Consider the following 20,758-nt stretch of genomic DNA (forward strand, 5'->3'; position numbering starts at 1 on the left):
AGGAATAAACAATGCCGAAGATAATATTTGTATCAGGGCCCTGTGGCTGCGGGAAGTCCACATTTGTGGATGCCTATGCCAGACACCTGGTGGATAAGGATAGAAAAACAGTATACGTAATCCATGGAGATGACTTCCATGGAGGATTCGTGGAGCCCGAGGATAAGGGAGATTTCTTTGTGAACGGAGAAGCTTCTGACTCAGTGTTGTGGGAAGATATCCTTAAATTCAACTGGGACTGTATCATTGCAACTGCGGGCAGAGCCCTGCAACAGGGAATGGATGTCCTTATTGATTATGTGATTGAAACTGAACTTCCCAGAGTACAGAACCTTGCCGCTCAGAACGGTACCGAGCTTTATTACATAGTTTTAACAGCAGATGAAGCTACGATTGAGAAAAGAATCCGTGGTCGCGGCGATATAGACATGATAGAAAGAGCTAAGTTCCTGAAAAAAGAGCTGGAGGCAATGCCCGAGAACAGTGGCCATCTGTATGATAATTCTAATAAGACCACAGAAGAGACAGTTAATGAGATCGTTCTTGAGGATTACATTGTTTGAGGAGAGTACAGGCTGCTGCAGATTAAAATCGGACAATTTGGTGGTCCGAAAAAGTGTATGAGATAACAAGGGGAAATAATGTTCAAAACATTCTATGAAAGGCTGCTTCAGCAGCTATCAATTGATTTCAATTGCTCACCGGAAGATTTAAGGACAAATAAGGTTACCATCACAGAGCCTGCATGGAATGAAGGCAGAAGGAGCTACAGTCCTGATATGCCATTCCTTGAAATGGCCACACTGGGGCAGAATACTGTCATTATGGCGGATAAGTGCCTCCATGAGTTTCTTAAGGGGCTGATCACAGATGAGGATAGTCATCATCTTTTCGAATTTGATAATCTCCTGAAACTGAATGAAGAGCTGAAACAATACGGTTACAAGATGAAGCACACACATCATATGTTTCTGCCCTGCTGTGAGAAATCGATAGAAGAGCGCTTCAAGGTGAAGTGGCTCTACGACAGCGAAATCAATCAGTTTTACGGAGATGATAGGTTTCCCAATGCCATAGCCTACCCCGAGCCCTGCCCGGTCCGCCCTGACAGGATTGTGGTCATGGCTCTCGACGGCGATAACATCATGGGAATGGCGGGCTGCTCAGAGGATGCACCCCACTGGCAGCAGATAGGCATCGATGTCATTCCTGAGTATCGCTCAAGAGGGATTGGTACTTATCTCGTTACCCTTTTAAGGAACAAGATCATTGAGATGGGGGATGTTCCTTTCTATGGCACGGCAGCAGCTAATATTCAGTCACAAAATATCGCCATAAAAAGTGGGTTCAGCCCTGCCTGGGTTGAAACAGAAGCCGCGGTTTTGAATCCGAGAAGTTGATCTGGATAGACTTAATTACTGCATTTTGTGCCATTCGTCCGATTTCAAGTGCCATTCGTCCGAAAATGAGCACCTATCTTGTTAAATATGATATAAGTAGTTAGATAAAGGGACATGCCTTGGATGTATGGTCTGCCTGATTGGGGAGATATGCCCGAAGATCATGAAGCTATTGAATTAGGCATAAAATGGAGAAAGGAAGGGCTGCCCGGATGAAGAAAAAGGTTGAAATAGCTGTAGCTGTGACAGTGGCAGTAATTGTTTTATCAGTTATGAATTATTTACTCGGAATCTTCAGATTTCCGATTGATATAAGAGAGTATGTAGCTAATAACAGCGAAAAGCTTACAGCTTTTGCTGAGGAATTGTACCAAAAGCAGGAAGAAGATATTGAAATTTATTACTGGGTCTGGGAGGTTCCGATTGAGGCTAAGAAAGAGATAAATCCGTTTAATAAGTTAGCAATTATATCAATATCAGTTGCTAAGTCCTCCGGAGATGGAAGACAAGACTTAGTCAGATTTATGCTGAAGGGGCAGCCTGAAAAGCAAGGCTATTGGACTCGGGGCATATATTATTCTCCTAATGATGTTTTGCTGGATATCCACAGAGTGGCACAGGAAGGGGATTATTACGAGATTGACAGCAGTGAATCCCATGAAAAATCAAGATATAGATCAGAGAAAATCTGTGATCACTGGTACTACTACGAAGAGGCGGTGTGGTAAGAATACATGAAATGCGCCGGATATAATGCCGTTTTCGGGGGATGACGACATTTTGTAGGACACAGTCTGATAAGCTTATTCAGAAATATAAACCAAGCTATATTTTCTTATGAGACAAGGGGATAAATTATGAAAAAGAGAAATCTGATGAATGGTAACCTGGCAATCATTCCTGCAATCGGAATGGCAATTGCTTTGACTGCATGTGGTTCAGAGGTGGCAACAGAGCCTGAGAGTGCAGGGGAAGCACAGCAGGTAGAGACTACCGAATCAGAAGTTGCAGGCGAAAAGAAAGACGAAACTATTGTAGAAAATACTGCAAATGCAGAGGGGTACATTACCGACAGTGTTATCACAACAGATCTTATTCAGATCACAATTCCGGATGAATTCAAGGATATGACCTATGCCAAGGTAGAGGATGACCGCATAAGTGTATATGACAAGGCCCTGGTGGATGCAGGCTGGCCCGGACTTGTATTTGAGGTTGGATTATCTTCCGATTGCAATATTTTTGCCGGCGGAATGTTCACCAAGGTAGGAGAAGTATTTGCTACCGATGGAACCATATATAATGTTGGAAGAGGCTATGCTTCCGAGGTTCAGTGGGATTACAATGAGCCTGAGGCTCCTGAGAGCTACACTAAACTTGAGGATGCCACCGAGAGTGTCTTCGAGAATATCACAGGCACAGGGGATAACCTTTTTGTCTACAAGGCCGGAACCAAGGGAGAAGATCTGTATTTTACAGTTCTTGATAAGTATGTGACAGCTATCAGTGAGGGCTGGGATGCAAATAAGTGTGAAGAAGAGGGTATCAGCCCTGAGATCGCAGCAATAGCCGCTAATAACGAGAAGCCCTTTGAGGTTCTTGGCTATGCCTATGCAGATATGAACTGCGACGGTATCGAGGATCTCTTTATCGGAGATATGTCCGGCAGTGAGATCGACGGAATGGTTTACGACGTATATTCAACGGTTGACAGAGTTGCAACTCACATCGTAACAGGAACTGCCAGAGACAGATATTATGCATACGGAGGGTATGCGCTTCTTAATGAGTTCTCCGGCGGAGCTATGGAAAACGGATCCGTAGTGTGGATTTTTGAGCCCAACTCCACAGATATGGTATGCCAGCTTGGCTACAAATATGACGCATATACAGACGAGAAGAATCCATGGTTCTCAACCTATGATAACGAGGAGTGGACTCCTATGTCCGAGGAGGACTACAAGGCAGAAATGGAGAGAATTGAGGGCCAGAAGACAGCTCTTAAGTTCACTCCTTTCACAACAGTTTCAGGAATTGATTTCTCCAAAGAGGATATGTCCAAGTATGCTACATTTACAGAGATTGTGGACAGTCTCTATCCCAATATGGCATATGCCAATGTAACGCTTGACGAAACCGATGTACTTCTCGTTGCCAATGGAAGCTACGACAACCTTGACGGCAATGAGGCTGCCATCGATTCATCAGTCTTCATGTATGACAAGGATGGAAATGTTGTGTTCCTTGGAACAGTACAGTCCGGCGGAACAGCCAATCCTCTTGCTGTTAAGGACGGCAAGCTTTTGACAGCAGGTCATCATTTTGTGACAAAAAATACAGTTAAGGACGGCAAACTCGTAGCTGAGGAAACCGCCTATGAAGAATTTGACACCAACGGAAATGCAACCTACTATGTTGAATCCGACGGGGAAAAGAATGAAGTGGAAGATGACAAGATTTTGCAGGGAATGTTCGCTGAGTATTCAGAGGCAGAAGTAGTTAACTTCCAGAAGGTCATGGAATAAAAGGAAGGAATAGCACTTGTTCGAAGATCCTAACTTACAAACTATAGCCGCGCTGAATATGGCGCTGGTACTGCAGCTGGCCGGTGTGGCCATTGCAGTTATGGCAGATCCCTATATCCAAAAAGCCAACAGATACAGAGTATATGCAATAGCCCTGATAGTTGGCTTTTTGCTATGGGAGCCGCAGTTTTCCATGGAATACGGAGATGTCCTATATAGGAATGCCCCGATTTTTTGGTATACCTTAATTTCTGCCCTGGGCTATATACTACGAACTGTGGTGCTATATCTTTTTGTCAGGCTCGTTGGTAATGAAAAAGGAACAAAACTGTTGCATGCTCTCATTGTGGTCAACGCAGCATTTTGTATGTCCTCATTTTTTTCACACCTGGTTTTTTTCTACGATCCAAACCTCCACTGGCACAGAGGACCGCTGGGATATATACCCTTCGGTGTAAGCTTTGTGATGGTGGTATGGATTGTTGTAAGCGCTCTTATGAAGTACCGTGGAATCAGGCGAAGAGAAGCTGTGGTTCCCATCATCATATCGGTCATGGTGGTCATTGCAGTAGTGCTGGACATGGAGGCTTATTTTAACGCAAGAGTTACGTTTTTGACAGTGGCAATGACTGAGAGCATTGTGTTCTTTTACATCTGGCTGCACCTGCAGTTTGTAAGGGAGCATGAGAATGCTCTCAAGGCAGAGCAGAGGATCAGGATAATGATGTCCCAGATCCAGCCCCACTTTTTGTTTAACACACTGTCAACAATCCAGGCTCTGACGGAAATTGACCCGGAGAGGGCATCCAAGGTCATCGAGGAATTTGCCCTGTACCTGAGGCAGAATATCAACTCTCTTAATGAGGAGGATATGATTTCTGTTACTAAGGAGCTGGAGCATACCAGAATCTATTCAGATATCGAGCAGGTGCGCTTTCCATCAATCAAGATTGAATATGAGATCGAGGACGATGACTTCCTTATACCGCCGCTGACCATACAGCCCATGGTGGAGAATGCCATAAGACACGGTGTCAGGGGCAAAAAACATGGATGGGTAGCCGTAAGTACCTGGCGCGAAGAGGATGCCCACGTGATCTCAATCAGGGATAACGGCAAGGGCTTTGACGTGGACAAGATGATCGAGGACACCCTAAAGGGTGATCATATTGGATTAAAAAATGTCCGTGACCGCATAATCGACATGGCGGGCGGTACATTCAAAATTGAGAGTGTAGAGGGAGAAGGTACCAGCGTTACGATCAAGATACCTATCTGACCTGATGATCTGATAATATTTTCAGAGGGAAGAGATGAGAGCAATATGTGTTGATGATGAGGGACTGATCCTTGCAAGGACGGTTTCTCTTGTGAAAAAAACCAATAAATTCGAAGAGGTAGAATCCTTCATGAATGCCCTTGAGGCACTGGAATATCTGGATGAGGAAAAGGCCGATCTGGCGCTTCTTGACATAGATATGCCGGAAATGGGAGGCCTGGAGCTTGCCGCCAATATTAAAAACAGATGTCCGGATATCAAGATTATTTTTCTGACCGGATATTCGGAATACGCGATTGATGCCTATGCAATGCACGCCACAGGGTATCTGCTCAAGCCCGTGAGCTATGAGAAACTTTTTTCAGAGATTGAGTATGCTCTGGGAACCGGAACTCCTGCTGTCACAGCCGGAGCTGGAAGTAGTAATGAAGTGAAGGCCAAGGTTGAGACCTTCGGCTTTTTCAATATTCTTGTTAACGGCAAACCCGTGGTATTTAAGAGATCCAAGGCCAAAGAACTGTTGGCCTGTCTTGTGGACCACAGAGGCCAGTTCATCGCAAGAAAGGACCTGTTCTACATCCTCTGGGAGGACGACGATTATGACAGGGCCAAGCAGAAGTATTTTGACACCATAATAAGAAGCATGAAGGACAGCCTTGAGGAATACGGGATCTCAGATATCTTCGAGGCAGAGCAGGGACTTATGCGCATTGTTCCCGAGAAAATCGACTGCGATCTGTATCGGTTCCTTGATAAAGATCAGGCTGCCATTGACAGTTTTCGCGGAGAGTACATGAACTCCTATACCTGGTCCAGCGAGACCGAAGGGTATCTTACTGAGTTACAGGAGGAATGCTAAATCAGCGTAGATTATAGTATGACAGTGACGACATTTTGTAGGACATCGTGTTGTAGACTTATATACAGATAATGAATCAGACACTTGTTTATGCAAAAGCGGGGTAATCCGAGTATGAAAAAGAGATTGTGGAGTATGTCATCAACAATGCTCGTGGCACTGGTAATGGAAGGAGTTTTTATGCTGCAGTTTGCAATTCTGCTACTGTCGGCACTAATTATTTTCAGATGAGAAGATAAGCGGTTTACTAATGTTATGAGGGGGGTAAAAGCCTTGCAGCTGCGGCTACAGGGCTTTTACCATGTAATGGAAGTTTTTAATGTTTTAATTGTAGTTATTTATGCTTTTTTAACAAGCTTAGCCCTCGAAGTTTGATATAATGAGGATAGGTATGCGATAAATCGTTTATGTGGGCGATTATGTATTTTACTATGGTGAATCATGGCTGCAGATAGATTATCAAAAATAAAGATTGGCAGTTTTGGTCAACACATATTGTTATCACTTATCGGAATCATAGTTAACGTCGTTCTGGCTTATGCCATGTACAGTATGGGATATCCTCTGTTTCTGGATACCATAGGAAGGGAAGCAGGATAATCACGACTGCTGAGAATCTTGGGGTATACCTTGAATGCACCACAACCATCAACGATCCCGTGGAGAAGGTCTATGTCGCTCTAACCGGGAATCGATGCGCCCTGACAGACATCCGGATAAGATAGAGGAATGAAGAATCATATATTTTTTTACAGATAAATAGTGTATACTTTAGAGGAGTAAACGTTAACACGAGAAATAACAGACGAAAAGGGGGAATCGTCAGTTGAGCAAGGTTATTTTTTCAGTGGTTTTTTCGTTTTGCATCTCTATCGCCAGACAGATAGACAGGGAGGGGGCCTTACATGTTCCGGGGGCAGGTGAGATCCTTTCTTTTGTTGTCATGGCTGCATTTTGTTATGTCGCGTTTGCCATAATAGGTAGACTTGCTGACAGAATCGGCAGCAAACTCTCAGCCAATATAAGTTTAATCGAGGATGAAGGCCGCTTGGAAGCGCTGGCTCCAAGGATCATACCGGTCTTTCTGTTTCTTGTCGTCGCCTATGGCTTAGTCCTGTGGGGCGTCTATCCGGGATTTTTCACATACGATGCCGGAACAGAGATCTCTCTTTTTACCAAAAACGCCAATACAACCTGGCATCCGCTTTTCCACACCTATACAATGTGCAGCCTCATTAATTTCGTGCATGACCTGACAGGGGATTACAACCTGGGGATTTTCTCCTATATTGCACTTCAGATGGTGCTTTTTGCCGGGGCTTTCACCTATATGTACTGCGAACTTATAAGATATCGCATCCCTAAGGCGGTGCGTATGATCTGCCTTGGATTTCTTGGCCTTTTCCCGCCTGTTGTAATGTATGTACTGTGTTCCGCAACGGACTCAGCATTTATTCTGTGCGTGATGATGTACACGCTGCAGGTTCTTGCGCTTCTATGCACTCCGGAAATATTCCGCAAAGAGCCGGTGCGGTTCCTGCTAATGGGTCTGTTTGCCACGCTCTTCATGTTATATCGCAAAAACGGCATCTATGACTTCGCCGTGTTTATCCCGTTTCTTATTTGTTTTGCCCAAAAAGAATACAGAAGAAAGCTTATTATGATTTCTCTTACATCGCTGGTGTTGTTTTTTGCCATTAATTCTGCTCTCATAAACGGACTTGATGCAGAAAAGAACGGGCAGCAGGAAGCCTTCGCTGTTCCGCTCCAGCAGCTGGGAAGGGTTTACAACTATTATCCTGAGGACTTCTCAGAGGAAGATCTTGAGTACCTGACATCCCTTCAGAGCCTCGACAGATGGCAGCTGTATTCCGATAAAGTGGCAGATGACCTGAAGGAACAGGTCGATGGCAAGGTCATTCTTGAAGATCCGGGGGCCTTTATGTCCGTTTATCTCAAAATGTTTATAAAGCACCCCAAGGCATATTTTGATGCATGGCTCTTGACCGGCTATGAGATGTGGTACCCCGGTGCTATCTTTGACTGCTTTGTGGGCTCGGGGCTCTATGAGCAGGTGAGTTATTTTGCCTGGGTCACTGACATGCCCGGCTGGCGTGATCTCGGAGGAAACTACATCGATATTGCCTACAGAGCAATTTCCGTTAAGATGTGGCCCCACAAGATTCCGATCCTTCATTACATCTGGACTCCGGGATTCTGGCTCTGGTTTTCTATTGCGGCATGCATCTACGTTTCACGAAAAGGTTCCCGTGGTTTTGCCAGGAGTTTTACCCTTATATTCATCATATATCTGTCTATGCTATTGGCGCCTGCTTCCTTCGTGCGCTATGTTGCGTACATTTTCTTCACCGCGCCGCTTATGGTATGTGGGATTCTGTTTCCGCAGTGCTTTGCCGCAGCAAGTGCAGACGAAGAAGCTGTGAGGAAAGCTGCGTAGAGATTATGTAGCTGCGGCGATGTGGGGCGCTGTGGTACGAACGGTTTATCTCGACAGTGCCACGAGGTAATGATAAAATCAGTGTGTTGCGATAATCGTTTCAAGCAGACAAGGAGGTAACATGGAACCAATTAATAGTATTGACGCAGAGGACGATCAGTTTGCATACAGATATGACACACAGCTTCTGATAGACAGAAGAGACAAGGACCTGGATGAGGATGAGATCTCGGATTACATCACCACTCATTTTGAGGGCAATTCTCTTATTGCCGCAGGTGATGAGGACCTTGTGAAGATCCATTTCCATACCAACGAGCCCTGGAAGGTGCTTGAGTACTGCAATACCGTGGGCGAGATCTACGACATCGTGGTAGAGGATATGATCAGACAGTCCGCAGGACTTCAGGGCTAAGGAGATCTGCCTTCAGCCAATAACTATTTTACGAGGAGAAACAGCATGACATTACTTGAACAGTATTTAGAGAAAAAGAAAGAACTTAATTTTATAGATCACGCAACTTCCCTTATGTACTGGGATCTTGAGACCACAGCTCCCGACGGAGCCAAGGAGAAGCTCTCCGATGCCCTTACATATTTTTCAACTGAGAGCTTCAAGAAATCCACCAGCGATGAGTACTATGAGCTTGTAACCAAGCTCTCTGAGCCCGAGGAGTTCGAGAAGCTTGACGACGTAATGAAGTTCGATATCAGAAAGAACAAGAAGACCCTTGATAAAATGAGACGTCTTCCTGCTGATGTATACGAGGAGTTTGTTAAGACTACTAATAAGTCAGCAATTGTATGGCCCAAGGCTAAGCAGACTAACGACTGGAGCATTTACAAAGAGCCCCTTGCCGCTACCATCGAGATGGTTAAGAAGGTTGAGGGCTACACAGATCCCGACAAGGATCCATACGATGCTCTTATCGATGACTACGAGGAAGGTATGACTCAGGAGACCATCGACAAGGTATTCGGTGAACTGAGACAGGAGCTGGTTCCCCTTGTAAACAAGGTTGTGTCAGCACCTCAGCCCGATTCCTCCAGATTTTCATTCAAGGTTCCCGCTCATGTACAGGCGGAAGTTTGCAAGTACATTGTTGAGTATATGGGAATGGATATGAACAGATTCTGCCAGGGCGAGACAGAGCATCCCTTCACCACCAACATGAACATTGATGATGTCAGAATCACCAATCACTACAAAGAGAACGCTTTTATAGAGGCTCTTTTCTCGGCCATTCACGAAGGCGGACATGCCCTTTTTGAGCAGAACGTTGACCACAAGTATGAGGGCACGGCAGGCAGCACCATTAACTACATGGGACTTCACGAGAGTCAGTCCAGATTCTATGAGAACATTCTCGGAAGAAACATCAACTTCTGGAAGCCGATCTGGCCCAAGATGTGTGAGATGATCCCTGAGCTTAAGGAAATCGGTATCGAGGAGTTCTACAGAGAGATCAACCACGTACAGAACAGCTTCATCCGTACCGAGGCAGACGAGCTTACTTATTGCCTCCACGTAATTCTCAGATATGAGATTGAAAGAGAGATATTCAAAGGAAACGTGACAGTAGAGGAGCTTCCCAAGGTATGGAACGACAAGATGCAGGAGCTTCTTCACATCACTCCGGGCACAGATGCAGAGGGTGTCCTTCAGGATATGCACTGGTCGGACGGAAGCTTCGGATACTTCCCTTCCTACCTTCTTGGCAGCATCTACGACGGAATGTTCCTTGAAGCTATAGAGAAGGACCTTGGCAGCATTGATGACATCCTGGCAGCAGGCGATATCAAGAAGATCACAGCATGGCTCAAGGAGAACATCCATCAGTACGGCGCCACAAGAATTTCTTCTGAAGTCCTTGAGAAGGTATGCGGTCAGGAGCTGTCAGCCAAGCCTCTTATCAAGTACTTCACAGACAAATACACAAGAATATACAATCTTTGATCAGGATATTTTGATAGGGCTACAAACTAATGCCGGGGCCAAATACTTTTTGACCCCGGTAAAAATATGAAGAGGGGTATGAAAAAATGGACGGATACAAGGGGTTAACTCCCGACAGATTAAATGACGACAGGAGATATGATTCTTTTTCAAACGGACAGGTTCTTCTGGGAAAAAAGAAAAATCATCTCCCTGCCATGGGCTGGAATTCCTGGAATGCCTTCGGAAGCGGCAACACAGAGGCCCTCACCAAGGCAATGGCGGACAAAATGGTAGAGCTTGGTCTTGATAAACTGGGCTATAAATACGTGGTCCTCGACGATGGCTGCTATAAGAACGAGAGAGTAGACGGGCTTCTTTCCAACGAAGAAGTTAAGTTCCCAAGCGGCTTCAAGGCGCTGTCCGATTACATTCACGATAGGGGCCTTAAGTTTGGAATGTACAATGATATCGGAAGTAATCTCTGCGCCGGGGCAGCAGTTGGAACCTGCGGCCATGAGAAGCAGGACGCAGCCAGCTATGTATCCTGGGGTGTTGACTTTCTGAAGGTGGATAACTGCTATTATCTTTTTGACAACGCTACTTTTTCCAACCCCTGCAATGCACGATACACCTATGCCCCGGCTATTCATGCCGTTACCCTTAAGGGACAGGGCAAGGAGGAGACCTTCACCTGCGGCGTCAACCTACAGGTCAGCGGAAACGGCGTAAGGACGGAGCTTATTGAGGATAGAAATTTCTTTAGCAATATCGGAACCTTCGACGGAACGGGACCTGAGACTTCTCCTGTCGGTGATGAGAGCGGCGAGATCTTTTTTGACACAGAGATCCCAAGTGACGGAGAGTATACGATTCTTGTGGACCATATAAACGGCGCGGAATCCGGCATCGGAAGCTGGCTTCAGATCGCAGCGCAGTACGAAGGGAAGACATTATATCTCTATGATGATTTCTTCGGACCTCACCCCGTTATTACCGATGAGAACAAGGATCCCAAGAATCCGCCGGATCATACGAAGCCCACTTCCACAGCAGTAACAGCAGTGCTCAAAAAAGGCAAGTGCAGGATCCGTCTTATGAATCACAGACGTCAGGAGAATACCCTTAACTCCTACGCAAGGCTCCTTGAGGGACTAAATGAGGCAGACCCTTCCCAGACAATCATCTACTCAGCCTGTGAGTGGGGCAAGACCCAGCCCGCAAACTGGGGCTACAAGGTCTGCGATTCCTGGAGGATACTTAACGACATCACCTTCAGAGTTGGAAGCGACGGAGATCCCGGTGTTGGCACCTGGACCGGAGACTATACCACCAGCGTAACTACCCAGTACAGCAAGGCTGTAATAATGGATGAGTTCGCCGGCCTGGATAAGGGCTGGAATGACCCGGATATGCTGATGATCGGAATGAACGGTCTTGATCTTACGCAGAACAGAACGCATATGACCATGTGGGCTATGATGAACTCACCTCTTATGCTTGGTCTTGACCTTAGAAGAGTTACGAAGGGGGATGACCTCTATGGCATAATCGCCAATAAGGATATCATTGCCCTTAATCAGGACAGTCTTGGAATTCAGGCCAAAAGAGTATATTCGACCCTTGCGGAAACTGACCCTTCCAAGGAATATATTCGTGATATTGACAGAGTGGATATTCTGGCCAAGCCCCTTTCCGAAGGCAGATTTGCCCTTAGCTTCATCAATGTCTCCGAAGAGGATAAGAATGAGGAATTCAAGGTGGATATGGCTCTTCTTAAGAAGTATCTGGGAGATAAGATATCGGAGGCTCCTTGCTATGAAGTTAAGGATCTCTGGACCGGAGAGATATCCGAAAACACTGATGGAGTATTCTCAGTTAACGGAATTAGAGCCTGTGACAATATTACAGTTGTAATTACTCCAAAAAGCGTGTAATATCAATAGACGTTCGAGTGCAGAGGAAATAGTTATGACCAGTAAGAAATTTACACAGTCTTTAATAGATGCATACTTTGAAAAGACAGGAAACGACCTCACGGATGAGGACGTTTCCCTTTTTGAGTACTACCTTCATGACGGCGCGATTCCAAGAAGACTTGCTGCCAGGGTAGTACATCTTTTTATGACAAGGATCCTTAATATTCCTGATGTTGACTGGGATAAGGCGCTGACTCTAAGAGACATATATGAGTGCAGATCCTGTGCCAATGCCATTGCGCAGGTATACCAGAGAGGATTAATGCTGCCCCTTGATGAGGACAGGTTCGGATTGTCCGAAGATGTGACCGAGGAGGTTCTGGACAGAATCATTGAGAGACTGTACAGCACCTGATAATTGTAGAAAATAAGAAGTAGGATATAAGCAGTAATGAATTCAGTAAAAGCAATTTTTAACAAGGTAAAATCAGATCCGGTGCTGATCGCAGCATGGGTATTGGCCGTAATATCGGCTTTTTTTGTGCATCCATCCAGGGAATACCTGGGATATATTGACTTCAGGTCTCTGGGAATTCTCTGGGGACTTATGGTGATCGTTCAGGGACTTAAGGAAAACGGCGTATTTGAGCAGGTTGCGGGAAGTCTCCTTAGGAAAGTGAAAAGTCCATGGCAGCTATCGCTGGTGCTGGTGGCATTATGCTTTATCAGCAGTATGTTCATCACCAATGATGTGGCGCTCATAACCTTCGTTCCCTTTGCAATCATGATCCTCAAGGGCTGTCGCAAAGAAAAGCTCATGATTCCTGTGGTGGTGCTTCAGACCATCGCCGCCAACCTTGGCAGCATGCTGACACCCATAGGTAATCCTCAGAATCTGTACCTCTTCGGACTTACGGGAATGCCCATAGGGGCTTTCCTTGGAACCATGCTTCCATATACGCTGGCAGCAGCGGTGCTTCTTTTTGTTTCCACACTGTTTTTACCTGAGAAAAAGGGGACGCTGGCTACAAACAGCGATATTATGGAGCCTGAAAAAGAAGGCAGCAAAAAGCAGATCGCGGTATACTGCGCTTTGTTTGTGATCGCGCTTCTTACAGTACTTCGTGTTATCCCCTGGTATATTACCGCACTGATAATACTTTTTACCGTGATGATCATATCTCCAAAGATAATCGGAAGAGCAGATTATATCCTGCTTCTTACTTTTATTGGTTTTTTCATATTTACGGGAAATATGGCCAAAATTCATTCTGTCAGTGATTTCCTTAAGTCTGTGGTTGAGAATCATGAATTTGCAGTGGCAGTCATCGCCAGCCAGTTCATCAGTAATGTGCCTGCGACACTGATGCTGTCAGGATTTACCGGTAGCTACACGGAGCTTTTAATAGGAGTTAATGTGGGCGGCCTTGGAACCCTTATTGCATCGATGGCAAGTCTTATTTCCTACAAGTCATATACTCAGGAATACAGAGAAAATCAGGGCAAATACCTGCTGGTATTCACCCTGATGAATGTTTTGTATCTGGCAATTCTTGTAGTACTTCATCTGATCATAGGCTGATAATATCCCTACAGCCTCATATGCATTCCCAGCTCCTCGTGCATCTTGCGCTTAAGTTCATACATGCGCTGATCTGCGAGGAGGTATACTTCATGGGAGCTCTGGCCCGGGCATTCATGTCTGAAGGCATAGCCTGTGGACACGCTCCTTCGATATTCGGGATAGAGGGCGTTGAGAACGTTCAGCGCCGAGTTCATGCGCCCGATCAGGGCACTTACATCCACGACTGAAGAATCCTTGATGATAACAAGGAATTCATCTCCGCCTATTCTGGCTTTGAAGGTATCATCACCGAAGGTATTTCCCAGCACTTTGGCAAAATCTTTAATATACTTATCCCCGGCCAGATGACCGAATTTGTCATTTACGGGTTTCAGACCGTTGAGGTCGATGCTGATAATGCAGTAATCATCCTCTGTGTCGTTGAGGCTTTGGAGGCAGCTGTCGGACTTTGCCCTGTTCGCAAGGTTGGTAAGACCGTCTGCATAGGCCAGATGAGAAAGAGAGATATTCTCTTTTTTGGTAGCATAGGTCTCAGCGATGTTGACGAGATAGTTGGCCAGCTGACACATTGCAAAATAGATACAGCCGATGGAGATTATTCCCTTTTCCAGAGGCTGATAAATACTTATGTGGAGCAGGGTACTTGCAAAGTAGAACAGAAGGTGAACCACCTCCGCCGAGGTGAAGCCGCACAGGCCGGCCATCTGTATCATTGAAGAGGAGGAAATATCTCTTTTCCTCAGGTTCTTCTGGGCAAAGTATATGATAAGACCAAAACCCACAAGTCCGTCCACATGGTACAACAGAAGTGTTGAACGCAGATGTATACCAAACACGAAGTGAAGAATATATTGCATAATGGGAATCGTACATCCCACAATGGCGGTTATCAGATACAGCTTTTTATTCTCGATATTCTGGATCAGATACAGCATTACGTAGCAGAACGGAACCATTGAATACATTGTGATGTACTCGATAATAGTTTCGTCGGGGGCGTTCATATACATCGAGAGGATGTTGTAGCAGCTAAGAAGCCACAGTCCCATGGACATGCTAAACACTGAGCCTATCAGAAGCGTTATTACTTCCGGTACCGAGGTTATGAAAAACAGTGTTATGCATAGGAAGGCAAGACCAAAGGCCAGCAAGAAGAAGCCTGTGATAATGATCTGATTATTATCATGGGTCAGCATTCTCTCTACGTCAGGCTGTGAACCCAGGGTAACAGGCTCCAGGCTGGAGAAGGGATTTTTCTCTCCTACATACATGGTGAATCTGACTGTTTTGCCGGCGTAGTCCTCCGGAAGAGTTATAAAGTGGTTGACTTTACCGATATGCTTGCCATCCGCATAGTCCATCAGGCCGTATTCATAAATGAGATTGTCATCAATATAGCAGCTAAGGGTCGTATAGCGGCTCTTGAAATGCAGTACGGGGAAGTCCAGCTTACCTGCATCCGGCAGGGTGATCCACATGGAGACCCTGTCATTTTTTTGCAGTTTCCCATCAAAGATCTGATATATCTTGGTAATATCGACGTTTTCATAGGTATTGGAATTGATGCTGACGTTCCATCCGGTATCAAGCTTAATAATTTCGCCCTTGGGGGTAAAGCCAAGTATATAGCGCAGAATGGTGACAGCTACGAGAGCAATGAAGATGGCGGCAACAATTCTCAGAAGGCGGGTTTTATTCATCGCTGTCACCTCCTTCCGATTTTTTGCCCATGGCTTTTAAGAGGTCATCATAGAGTCTTCCGAGAGACTGGTTATGATGCTTCTTTTTCATGGAATACATGCGGGCATCTGCAAGAAGGTAGACGTTTTGGGCAGTGGGTCCGGGCTGAACCTTCTCATCCTTACTGGTGGCATAGCCATAGGATGCGGAGTAGCGCATAGGGCTCTCCTTGGCTGATTTCTCGCTCATAAGGTCCTGCATGTTCTTAAGATCCTTAAGACATTTCTCCTCGTTGATATAAGGGAGAATGGCAATAAACTCATCACCGCCCATTCTTCCAACTATATGAGCATCCGCAAAGCTCTCCTTCAGAATGTCTGAAAAGCCGCTAAGAAGCTTATCTCCTGCAAAATGGCCGTAATTGTCGTTGGTATATTTGAGATAATCAAGATCAATACTGATTATTGTGTAATCGTCCTTAAGATTAGCCAGAGCCTGTTCGCACCTGGCTCTGTTGGAGAGACCGGTGAGGGCATCGGTGTAGGCCAGGCCCTCCAGGCGCTGCTGAACCGAAATCTCGTGAATATATTCAATACTGTGGAAGAAGTAATTGAGGATCAGACAGATGATGAAAATGAAGGCTCCTACAGTCATGAAATTGATCCTTGCGGTGGCTTCTCCTATGCTCCCGAATTTCAGAATGTTGAATTTGATGATATCAACTACGGAGCAGCCCATAAATAGGATGAGGCCCAGAAGGAGCATGTAGGTGGAGTAGTTCTTTTGAATGAAGATATCGTCGGACTTGGTGTTTTTGACAAAGCGAACTATCAGTGTCGGTATGATAACAACACCCTCCACTATGGCCAAAGCGTGGAGATACTGCACGAAATGACAGATGTGGATGATATTGAAGATATGCATAAGGGTGGTAAAAATGGCAAAAGCGGTATTCAGGATAAAGAAACCAATAAGGAATTTCCTTGCGATTACCTGCCTTGCGGACACGATGAAGCCCAGAATTGCCATGGGAAGTGAAAACAGTGAGAAGTATTCGATAAAGGTGTAAAACTCAGCTTTGTCTGACAGGTACCAGAGGATGTCGTTGTAGCTAAGGATGTAAGCACCCATGAAGATGGATAAAAGTCCTTCAAAACCGATACTGAAATCCTTTCTTTTGGACAAAACAAAAAAGGGCGCCAGGATAAGAAGGATAAAGCCCAGGGTTGTCAGGAAAATACCGATGACAAGGGCTATTCTGTCCTTCTCAACAAGATTTCTTACAATGTCGTTGTAGTTACCAAACAGTATAGGTGAGATTCCGGAGAAAGCGTTGTTTTCCTGGGCTGTCATGGTGATTTCTATCGTTTTACCCCGGTAATCATCAGGAAGTTTGACGAAATGCATTATCTTGGGCATCATTTTGCCTTTTTCCGCAAGCTCCTGACCATAGCTGTAGTATGGCTGACCGTCAATTTTAATATCAACGGTGGACAGGATGGAGCGAAATTCGATAGTAGCCGGGGTAATGCCGTCGGAAGGAAGAGTAGAAGTGATGGTGACAAAGTCGCCTTTGTTCATAACGCCGACGGAAGTCTTAGAGAGGGAATCGGTCTTGAACGAATCATCCCCACGACTAACAGTCCAGCCCTGCTCGAGCTGGACAAGGTCGTAGCGACTTTCGGTACTGATCCCTGCCGATCCCAAAAGATAAAGTGCATATGACATAATCAGGATGGCCAAAGATGTACATAGAAATGTACTGACTTTGCTTCCTATTTTCACTGATTAACCTCGCAATCAAACAGTTGTAGGATTAGAAATGTCCGTGGCCGCCGCCGTGGCTGTGGCCGGAGCTTGATGTATGAAGCGTGGTGCCTCCGCCTGAGCCTCTAGAGTCGCTGTCCCTGGGAATGGGAGTCTTGGTAACTCTCATTGTTCTGTAGGAGTCGTTATGCAGTGTCAGATTAATGCCCTTGTGGGACTGATAGCCCTGAGCGGATGCATTCATGTGTACGGTGTTTAGCTGGGCCTTCATGATAAGAATCGGAATAATGGCAACTACCAGGCCTATGAGGATACATACAAGGCCGCCAAAGGCCAGATCTGAGGCACTTCTTGGGGCTCTTGCACCGATATCGTAAGGAGTGCCCTCTTCGTACATCTGTAAATATTTATCGGCATAATCGCCGTAGATCTTTAGTGCATTATAATAATATCCCGAAGAAAGATCATCCATCATTTCGTCAATGATCTTATCTTTTCCATAGTCGGTAAAGGCTATGTTACCTATTCCGTCAGTGCACCAGCAAAAGGATCTGTCCCCCATGGCGATCATGAAGAGGACGCCGCTGTCACCATACTCAGCTCCCATTCCGTTATAGTCGAAATAATCATCTGTAAAATCCTGTATGTCGCCTGAATAATCATCTACGGTAAGTACGCAGACGTTACAGTTGTGAGCCTTGCTGATTGACTGAAAGTATTCAAGGAGCTGTGCTTCTTCGCTGTCACTTAAAAGGTCCGCGGTATCGTAGACCAGAGGCTTCTGTCTGGTGTCCGGAACTTCGTAGGAGTCCCAGAGATCATCAAATGCCGAGGCTGTGAGCGAAGGAACAAGCATAAAAGCAAGGATGAGAGTAAGGCTCACCAAATATTTAATTATAGGGTTACTAATTTTTATTTTCATTTAAATTCAAAATTCCAGTCTCTGTCTTAGAATTACGCAAAATCACATAAAGAAATAAAAGATGAAATAGGCTATGGCCGCTGCAACTCCTGCGATGGGGAAGTAGTATTTCAGGGCTTCCTTCATGCTAAAGGGCAGGTCACCCACGAATTTGCCGCTCTGTCCGTTCATGGCAAAGATGTAGTTCTTGCCTTCCCAGGTGGTACTCAGGATATAGCAGGGATAAAGGGCATACTTATTGGAGGTACGCAGGGTCCCTGCATTCTCGGTAATGGGTCTTACGGAGCCGTAGCCTGATACGGTGGCTCTAAAGTCTGAGGCCACAGAGGTCTTAATTCTGTCAAGGGCTCTGGGCTGTGACTCTGAGGCACTGACATTGTATTTGTTTGCCAGAAATCCGGCCAGATATGCCATGTTAAAGGGAGCAAGCTCGCTCTGGTCAAAGGGCTCCAGGGACTCCATAAGGTCATCGGGCATCTCTTTGGATCCGTCTACCGGAACCTTTTCGAAGTCTTCGGTACCTTCTCTGCGGATGTCATAGAACTTGGTCTCTGTGTAGTTGTAGTTTCTGTCGCTCCAGGTTCTGACTCTGGTTCCCTCATAGTAACCCTGGAAACTCTCGGTTGCATCAAAGAGCCAGAAGGGCACATAGACACCTTTTATCTCATCGATATGATTTTTTTCAAAAAAGACCTTGGGCAGGAGCTTCTTGGATTTGACATATCCGGTGTAAGCTGCGATGGCATCTTCCTTAGTCTTCTTGAAGGGGATGATGTAGTCGGGCTTAAATTCTCCTGTGAACTTCTCACTTACCGCAACGTTGTTGCTGCAGAAGGGGCATTTCATTGAACCAAGGGATTCTGTGGCAAGAATCTCACCGCCGCAGGAACCGCAGTGGTAGATATACATCTGTGTCTCGGGACCTGTCTGCCCCTGGGAACTACTTTCCACGGCTTCACCGCTGCTGGTTGAGTTGTGATTGGCCACATAATCTTTTACATCAAACTCGGAATCACAGTAGGGACACTTGATCTTCTGAGTTTTGGGGTTAAATTCCATTGCCCCGCCACAGGCGGGGCATTCATATTCTTGTAAAGCCATTATTATCCTCTGTAGAACAATTATTGGTTAGCCGGTCTGGGGCTTCCGCACTGGCTGCAGAAATTGCCGGTGTTTACTGCGCCGCAGGAGCAGGTCCAGCCTGCTGCAGGCCTCTTGGAGCCGCACTGTGTGCAGAAGTTGCCGCTGTTAACAGCGCCGCAGGAGCAGGTCCAGGAAGCGCCGGAAGGAGCCATCGAAGGAGCAGGAGCGGGAGCTGCCTGCTGAGCGCCCATGTTAAAGAGCTGACCTGCGTTCATACCGCCTGCCTGCTGAGCCATGTTCATTCCTGCAAAGGCCATCATAGGGCCTGCATTAGTATTCTTGGCAGCATCCTGCATTGCCTGTGCCTGAGCACTTGCGATTGTTGCAGCTGCCATATTGGGATTACGAAGAGCGCCTGCTCTCTGGAGCTCTTTGATTGTCTTCTCATCTTCCTCGTTTGCTGTAACTGAGCTTACGCCGAAGGAAGAGATCTCGATACCGTAGAATTCACGCCACTTCTTGGACAGAACGTCGTTGAGTGCATCTGCGATCTCGGTTGTGTGTCCCGGAAGAGCGCTGTATCTGATGCCCATCTCGGAGATTTTCGCAAATGCGGGCTGAAGTGCTGTAAGAAGCTCGCTCTTAAGCTGTGATTCAATCTTGTCTTTTCTGAATTCGCCGTCAACGTTGCCGCAGATGTTCTTGTAGAAAAGAACAGGGTCGATAACATGATAGCTGTATTCGCCGTGACACTTGATGCTTACGTCCATATCAAGGCCGATATTTGTATCAACAACACGGAAAGGAACAGGGTTAACTGTGCCATATTTGTTGCCAAGGATCTCCTTGGTGTTGATGAAATATACTCTCTGATCGGTTCCTGCGCTGCCGCCAAAGCCGATTCTCTTGCCCCACTGCTTGAAGCTGGCAACGATGTTCTCACCCAGGTCTCCGTAGAATACTGAAGGCTCGGAAGATGCGTCATATACAAATTCGCCTGCCTCAGCACAGATCTCAGTGATCTGTCCCTGATCAACGAGAATCATACACTGACCTTCGTTAACGGCGATGATTGAGCCGTTGGATATTACGTTGGTTGTTCCTTTTTTGTTCTGACCTCTTCCGGGCTTGTTCTCACCCTTTGTAAGAAGCACATCGTTCGGAAGTGAAGGGCAGTAGAAGTACTCTCTCCACTGATCCGCCAAAACGCTGCCGCCAGCCTGAAGTGCTGCAGAAATAATTCCCATAACAATCTCCTTTCATATGTACAAATTTATGTCTTAATAATTTTTTGACTATATAATTGTCGAATTGTCTGACATTACCTATTTTCGCACATTTGCTG

17 protein-coding genes are annotated in these 20,758 nt (G+C 45.8%); 12 read left to right on the plus strand and 5 right to left on the minus strand.

Features of this window, described 5'->3' with window-relative positions; all coding sequences use genetic code 11:
- Positions 1–11: 11 nt before the first annotated feature.
- The 12 genes from G588_RS21615 (at position 12) to G588_RS0112230 (ending at position 13,958) form a co-directional block, all read left to right on the plus strand.
- A complete protein-coding gene (locus G588_RS21615; RefSeq protein WP_022779016.1) occupies positions 12–563 on the plus strand; it encodes an AAA family ATPase in 552 nt (183 codons plus the stop codon).
- A gap of 78 nt (positions 564–641) precedes the next feature.
- Positions 642–1,400, plus strand: a complete 759-nt coding sequence (locus G588_RS0112175; protein WP_026668756.1) for a GNAT family N-acetyltransferase — start codon at positions 642–644, stop codon at positions 1,398–1,400.
- Positions 1,401–1,612: 212 nt separating this feature from the next.
- Positions 1,613–2,128 (plus strand): hypothetical protein, encoded by a 516-nt coding sequence (locus G588_RS0112185; RefSeq protein WP_022779018.1) that lies wholly within the window; start codon positions 1,613–1,615, stop codon positions 2,126–2,128.
- Positions 2,129–2,257: 129 nt separating this feature from the next.
- Complete coding sequence (locus G588_RS0112190) at positions 2,258–3,925, plus strand: hypothetical protein (protein ID WP_022779019.1); 1,668 nt, start codon at positions 2,258–2,260, stop codon at positions 3,923–3,925.
- A gap of 16 nt (positions 3,926–3,941) precedes the next feature.
- Positions 3,942–5,204 (plus strand): sensor histidine kinase, encoded by a 1,263-nt coding sequence (locus G588_RS21620; protein WP_022779020.1) that lies wholly within the window; start codon positions 3,942–3,944, stop codon positions 5,202–5,204.
- Positions 5,205–5,238: 34 nt separating this feature from the next.
- A complete protein-coding gene (locus G588_RS0112200) occupies positions 5,239–6,063 on the plus strand; it encodes a response regulator (RefSeq protein ID WP_022779021.1) in 825 nt (274 codons plus the stop codon).
- A gap of 826 nt (positions 6,064–6,889) precedes the next feature.
- Entirely contained in the window at positions 6,890–8,521 is a 1,632-nt protein-coding gene (locus tag G588_RS0112205; protein WP_022779022.1) for a DUF6020 family protein, read from the plus strand.
- 121 nt (positions 8,522–8,642) lie between these two features.
- Positions 8,643–8,936, plus strand: coding sequence for a hypothetical protein (locus G588_RS0112210; protein WP_022779023.1), 294 nt, complete (start codon positions 8,643–8,645; stop codon positions 8,934–8,936).
- Positions 8,937–8,981: 45 nt separating this feature from the next.
- Positions 8,982–10,478, plus strand: a complete 1,497-nt coding sequence (locus tag G588_RS0112215) for a carboxypeptidase M32 (protein WP_022779024.1) — start codon at positions 8,982–8,984, stop codon at positions 10,476–10,478.
- 86 nt (positions 10,479–10,564) lie between these two features.
- A complete protein-coding gene (locus G588_RS0112220) occupies positions 10,565–12,394 on the plus strand; it encodes a glycoside hydrolase family 27 protein (protein WP_022779025.1) in 1,830 nt (609 codons plus the stop codon).
- A gap of 34 nt (positions 12,395–12,428) precedes the next feature.
- Positions 12,429–12,791: a hypothetical protein gene (locus tag G588_RS0112225; RefSeq protein ID WP_022779026.1), complete on the plus strand. Its 363-nt coding sequence runs from the start codon at positions 12,429–12,431 to the stop codon at positions 12,789–12,791.
- A gap of 36 nt (positions 12,792–12,827) precedes the next feature.
- Complete coding sequence (locus tag G588_RS0112230) at positions 12,828–13,958, plus strand: SLC13 family permease (protein WP_022779027.1); 1,131 nt, start codon at positions 12,828–12,830, stop codon at positions 13,956–13,958.
- Positions 13,959–13,966: 8 nt separating this feature from the next.
- Here the strand turns inward: G588_RS0112230 and G588_RS0112235 are convergent, their stop codons facing one another.
- The 5 genes from G588_RS0112235 to G588_RS0112255 form a co-directional block, all read right to left on the minus strand.
- On the minus strand, positions 13,967–15,661 hold the full coding sequence (locus G588_RS0112235; protein WP_022779028.1) for a GGDEF domain-containing protein: 1,695 nt from the start codon (positions 15,659–15,661) through the stop codon (positions 13,967–13,969).
- The gene (locus tag G588_RS0112240; protein ID WP_155830791.1) at positions 15,654–17,369 is read right to left on the minus strand and encodes a sensor domain-containing diguanylate cyclase; all 1,716 of its coding nucleotides are present in this window, start codon (positions 17,367–17,369) and stop codon (positions 15,654–15,656) included. The genes G588_RS0112235 and G588_RS0112240 overlap by 8 nt, the downstream gene beginning before the upstream one ends.
- Before the next feature lie 88 nt (positions 17,370–17,457).
- Positions 17,458–18,330 carry a TPM domain-containing protein gene (locus tag G588_RS0112245; RefSeq protein ID WP_026668757.1) on the minus strand — a complete coding sequence of 291 codons (873 nt, stop codon included), beginning with the start codon at positions 18,328–18,330 and terminating at the stop codon, positions 17,458–17,460.
- A gap of 42 nt (positions 18,331–18,372) precedes the next feature.
- On the minus strand, positions 18,373–19,431 hold the full coding sequence (locus G588_RS0112250) for a hypothetical protein (protein WP_022779031.1): 1,059 nt from the start codon (positions 19,429–19,431) through the stop codon (positions 18,373–18,375).
- Positions 19,432–19,451: 20 nt separating this feature from the next.
- Positions 19,452–20,660: an SPFH domain-containing protein gene (locus G588_RS0112255; RefSeq protein ID WP_022779032.1), complete on the minus strand. Its 1,209-nt coding sequence runs from the start codon at positions 20,658–20,660 to the stop codon at positions 19,452–19,454.
- Positions 20,661–20,758: the final 98 nt, after the last annotated feature.

It is taken from the genome of Butyrivibrio sp. AE3009 (assembly GCF_000420845.1).
Taxonomy (GTDB): Bacteria; Bacillota; Clostridia; order Lachnospirales; family Lachnospiraceae; genus Butyrivibrio.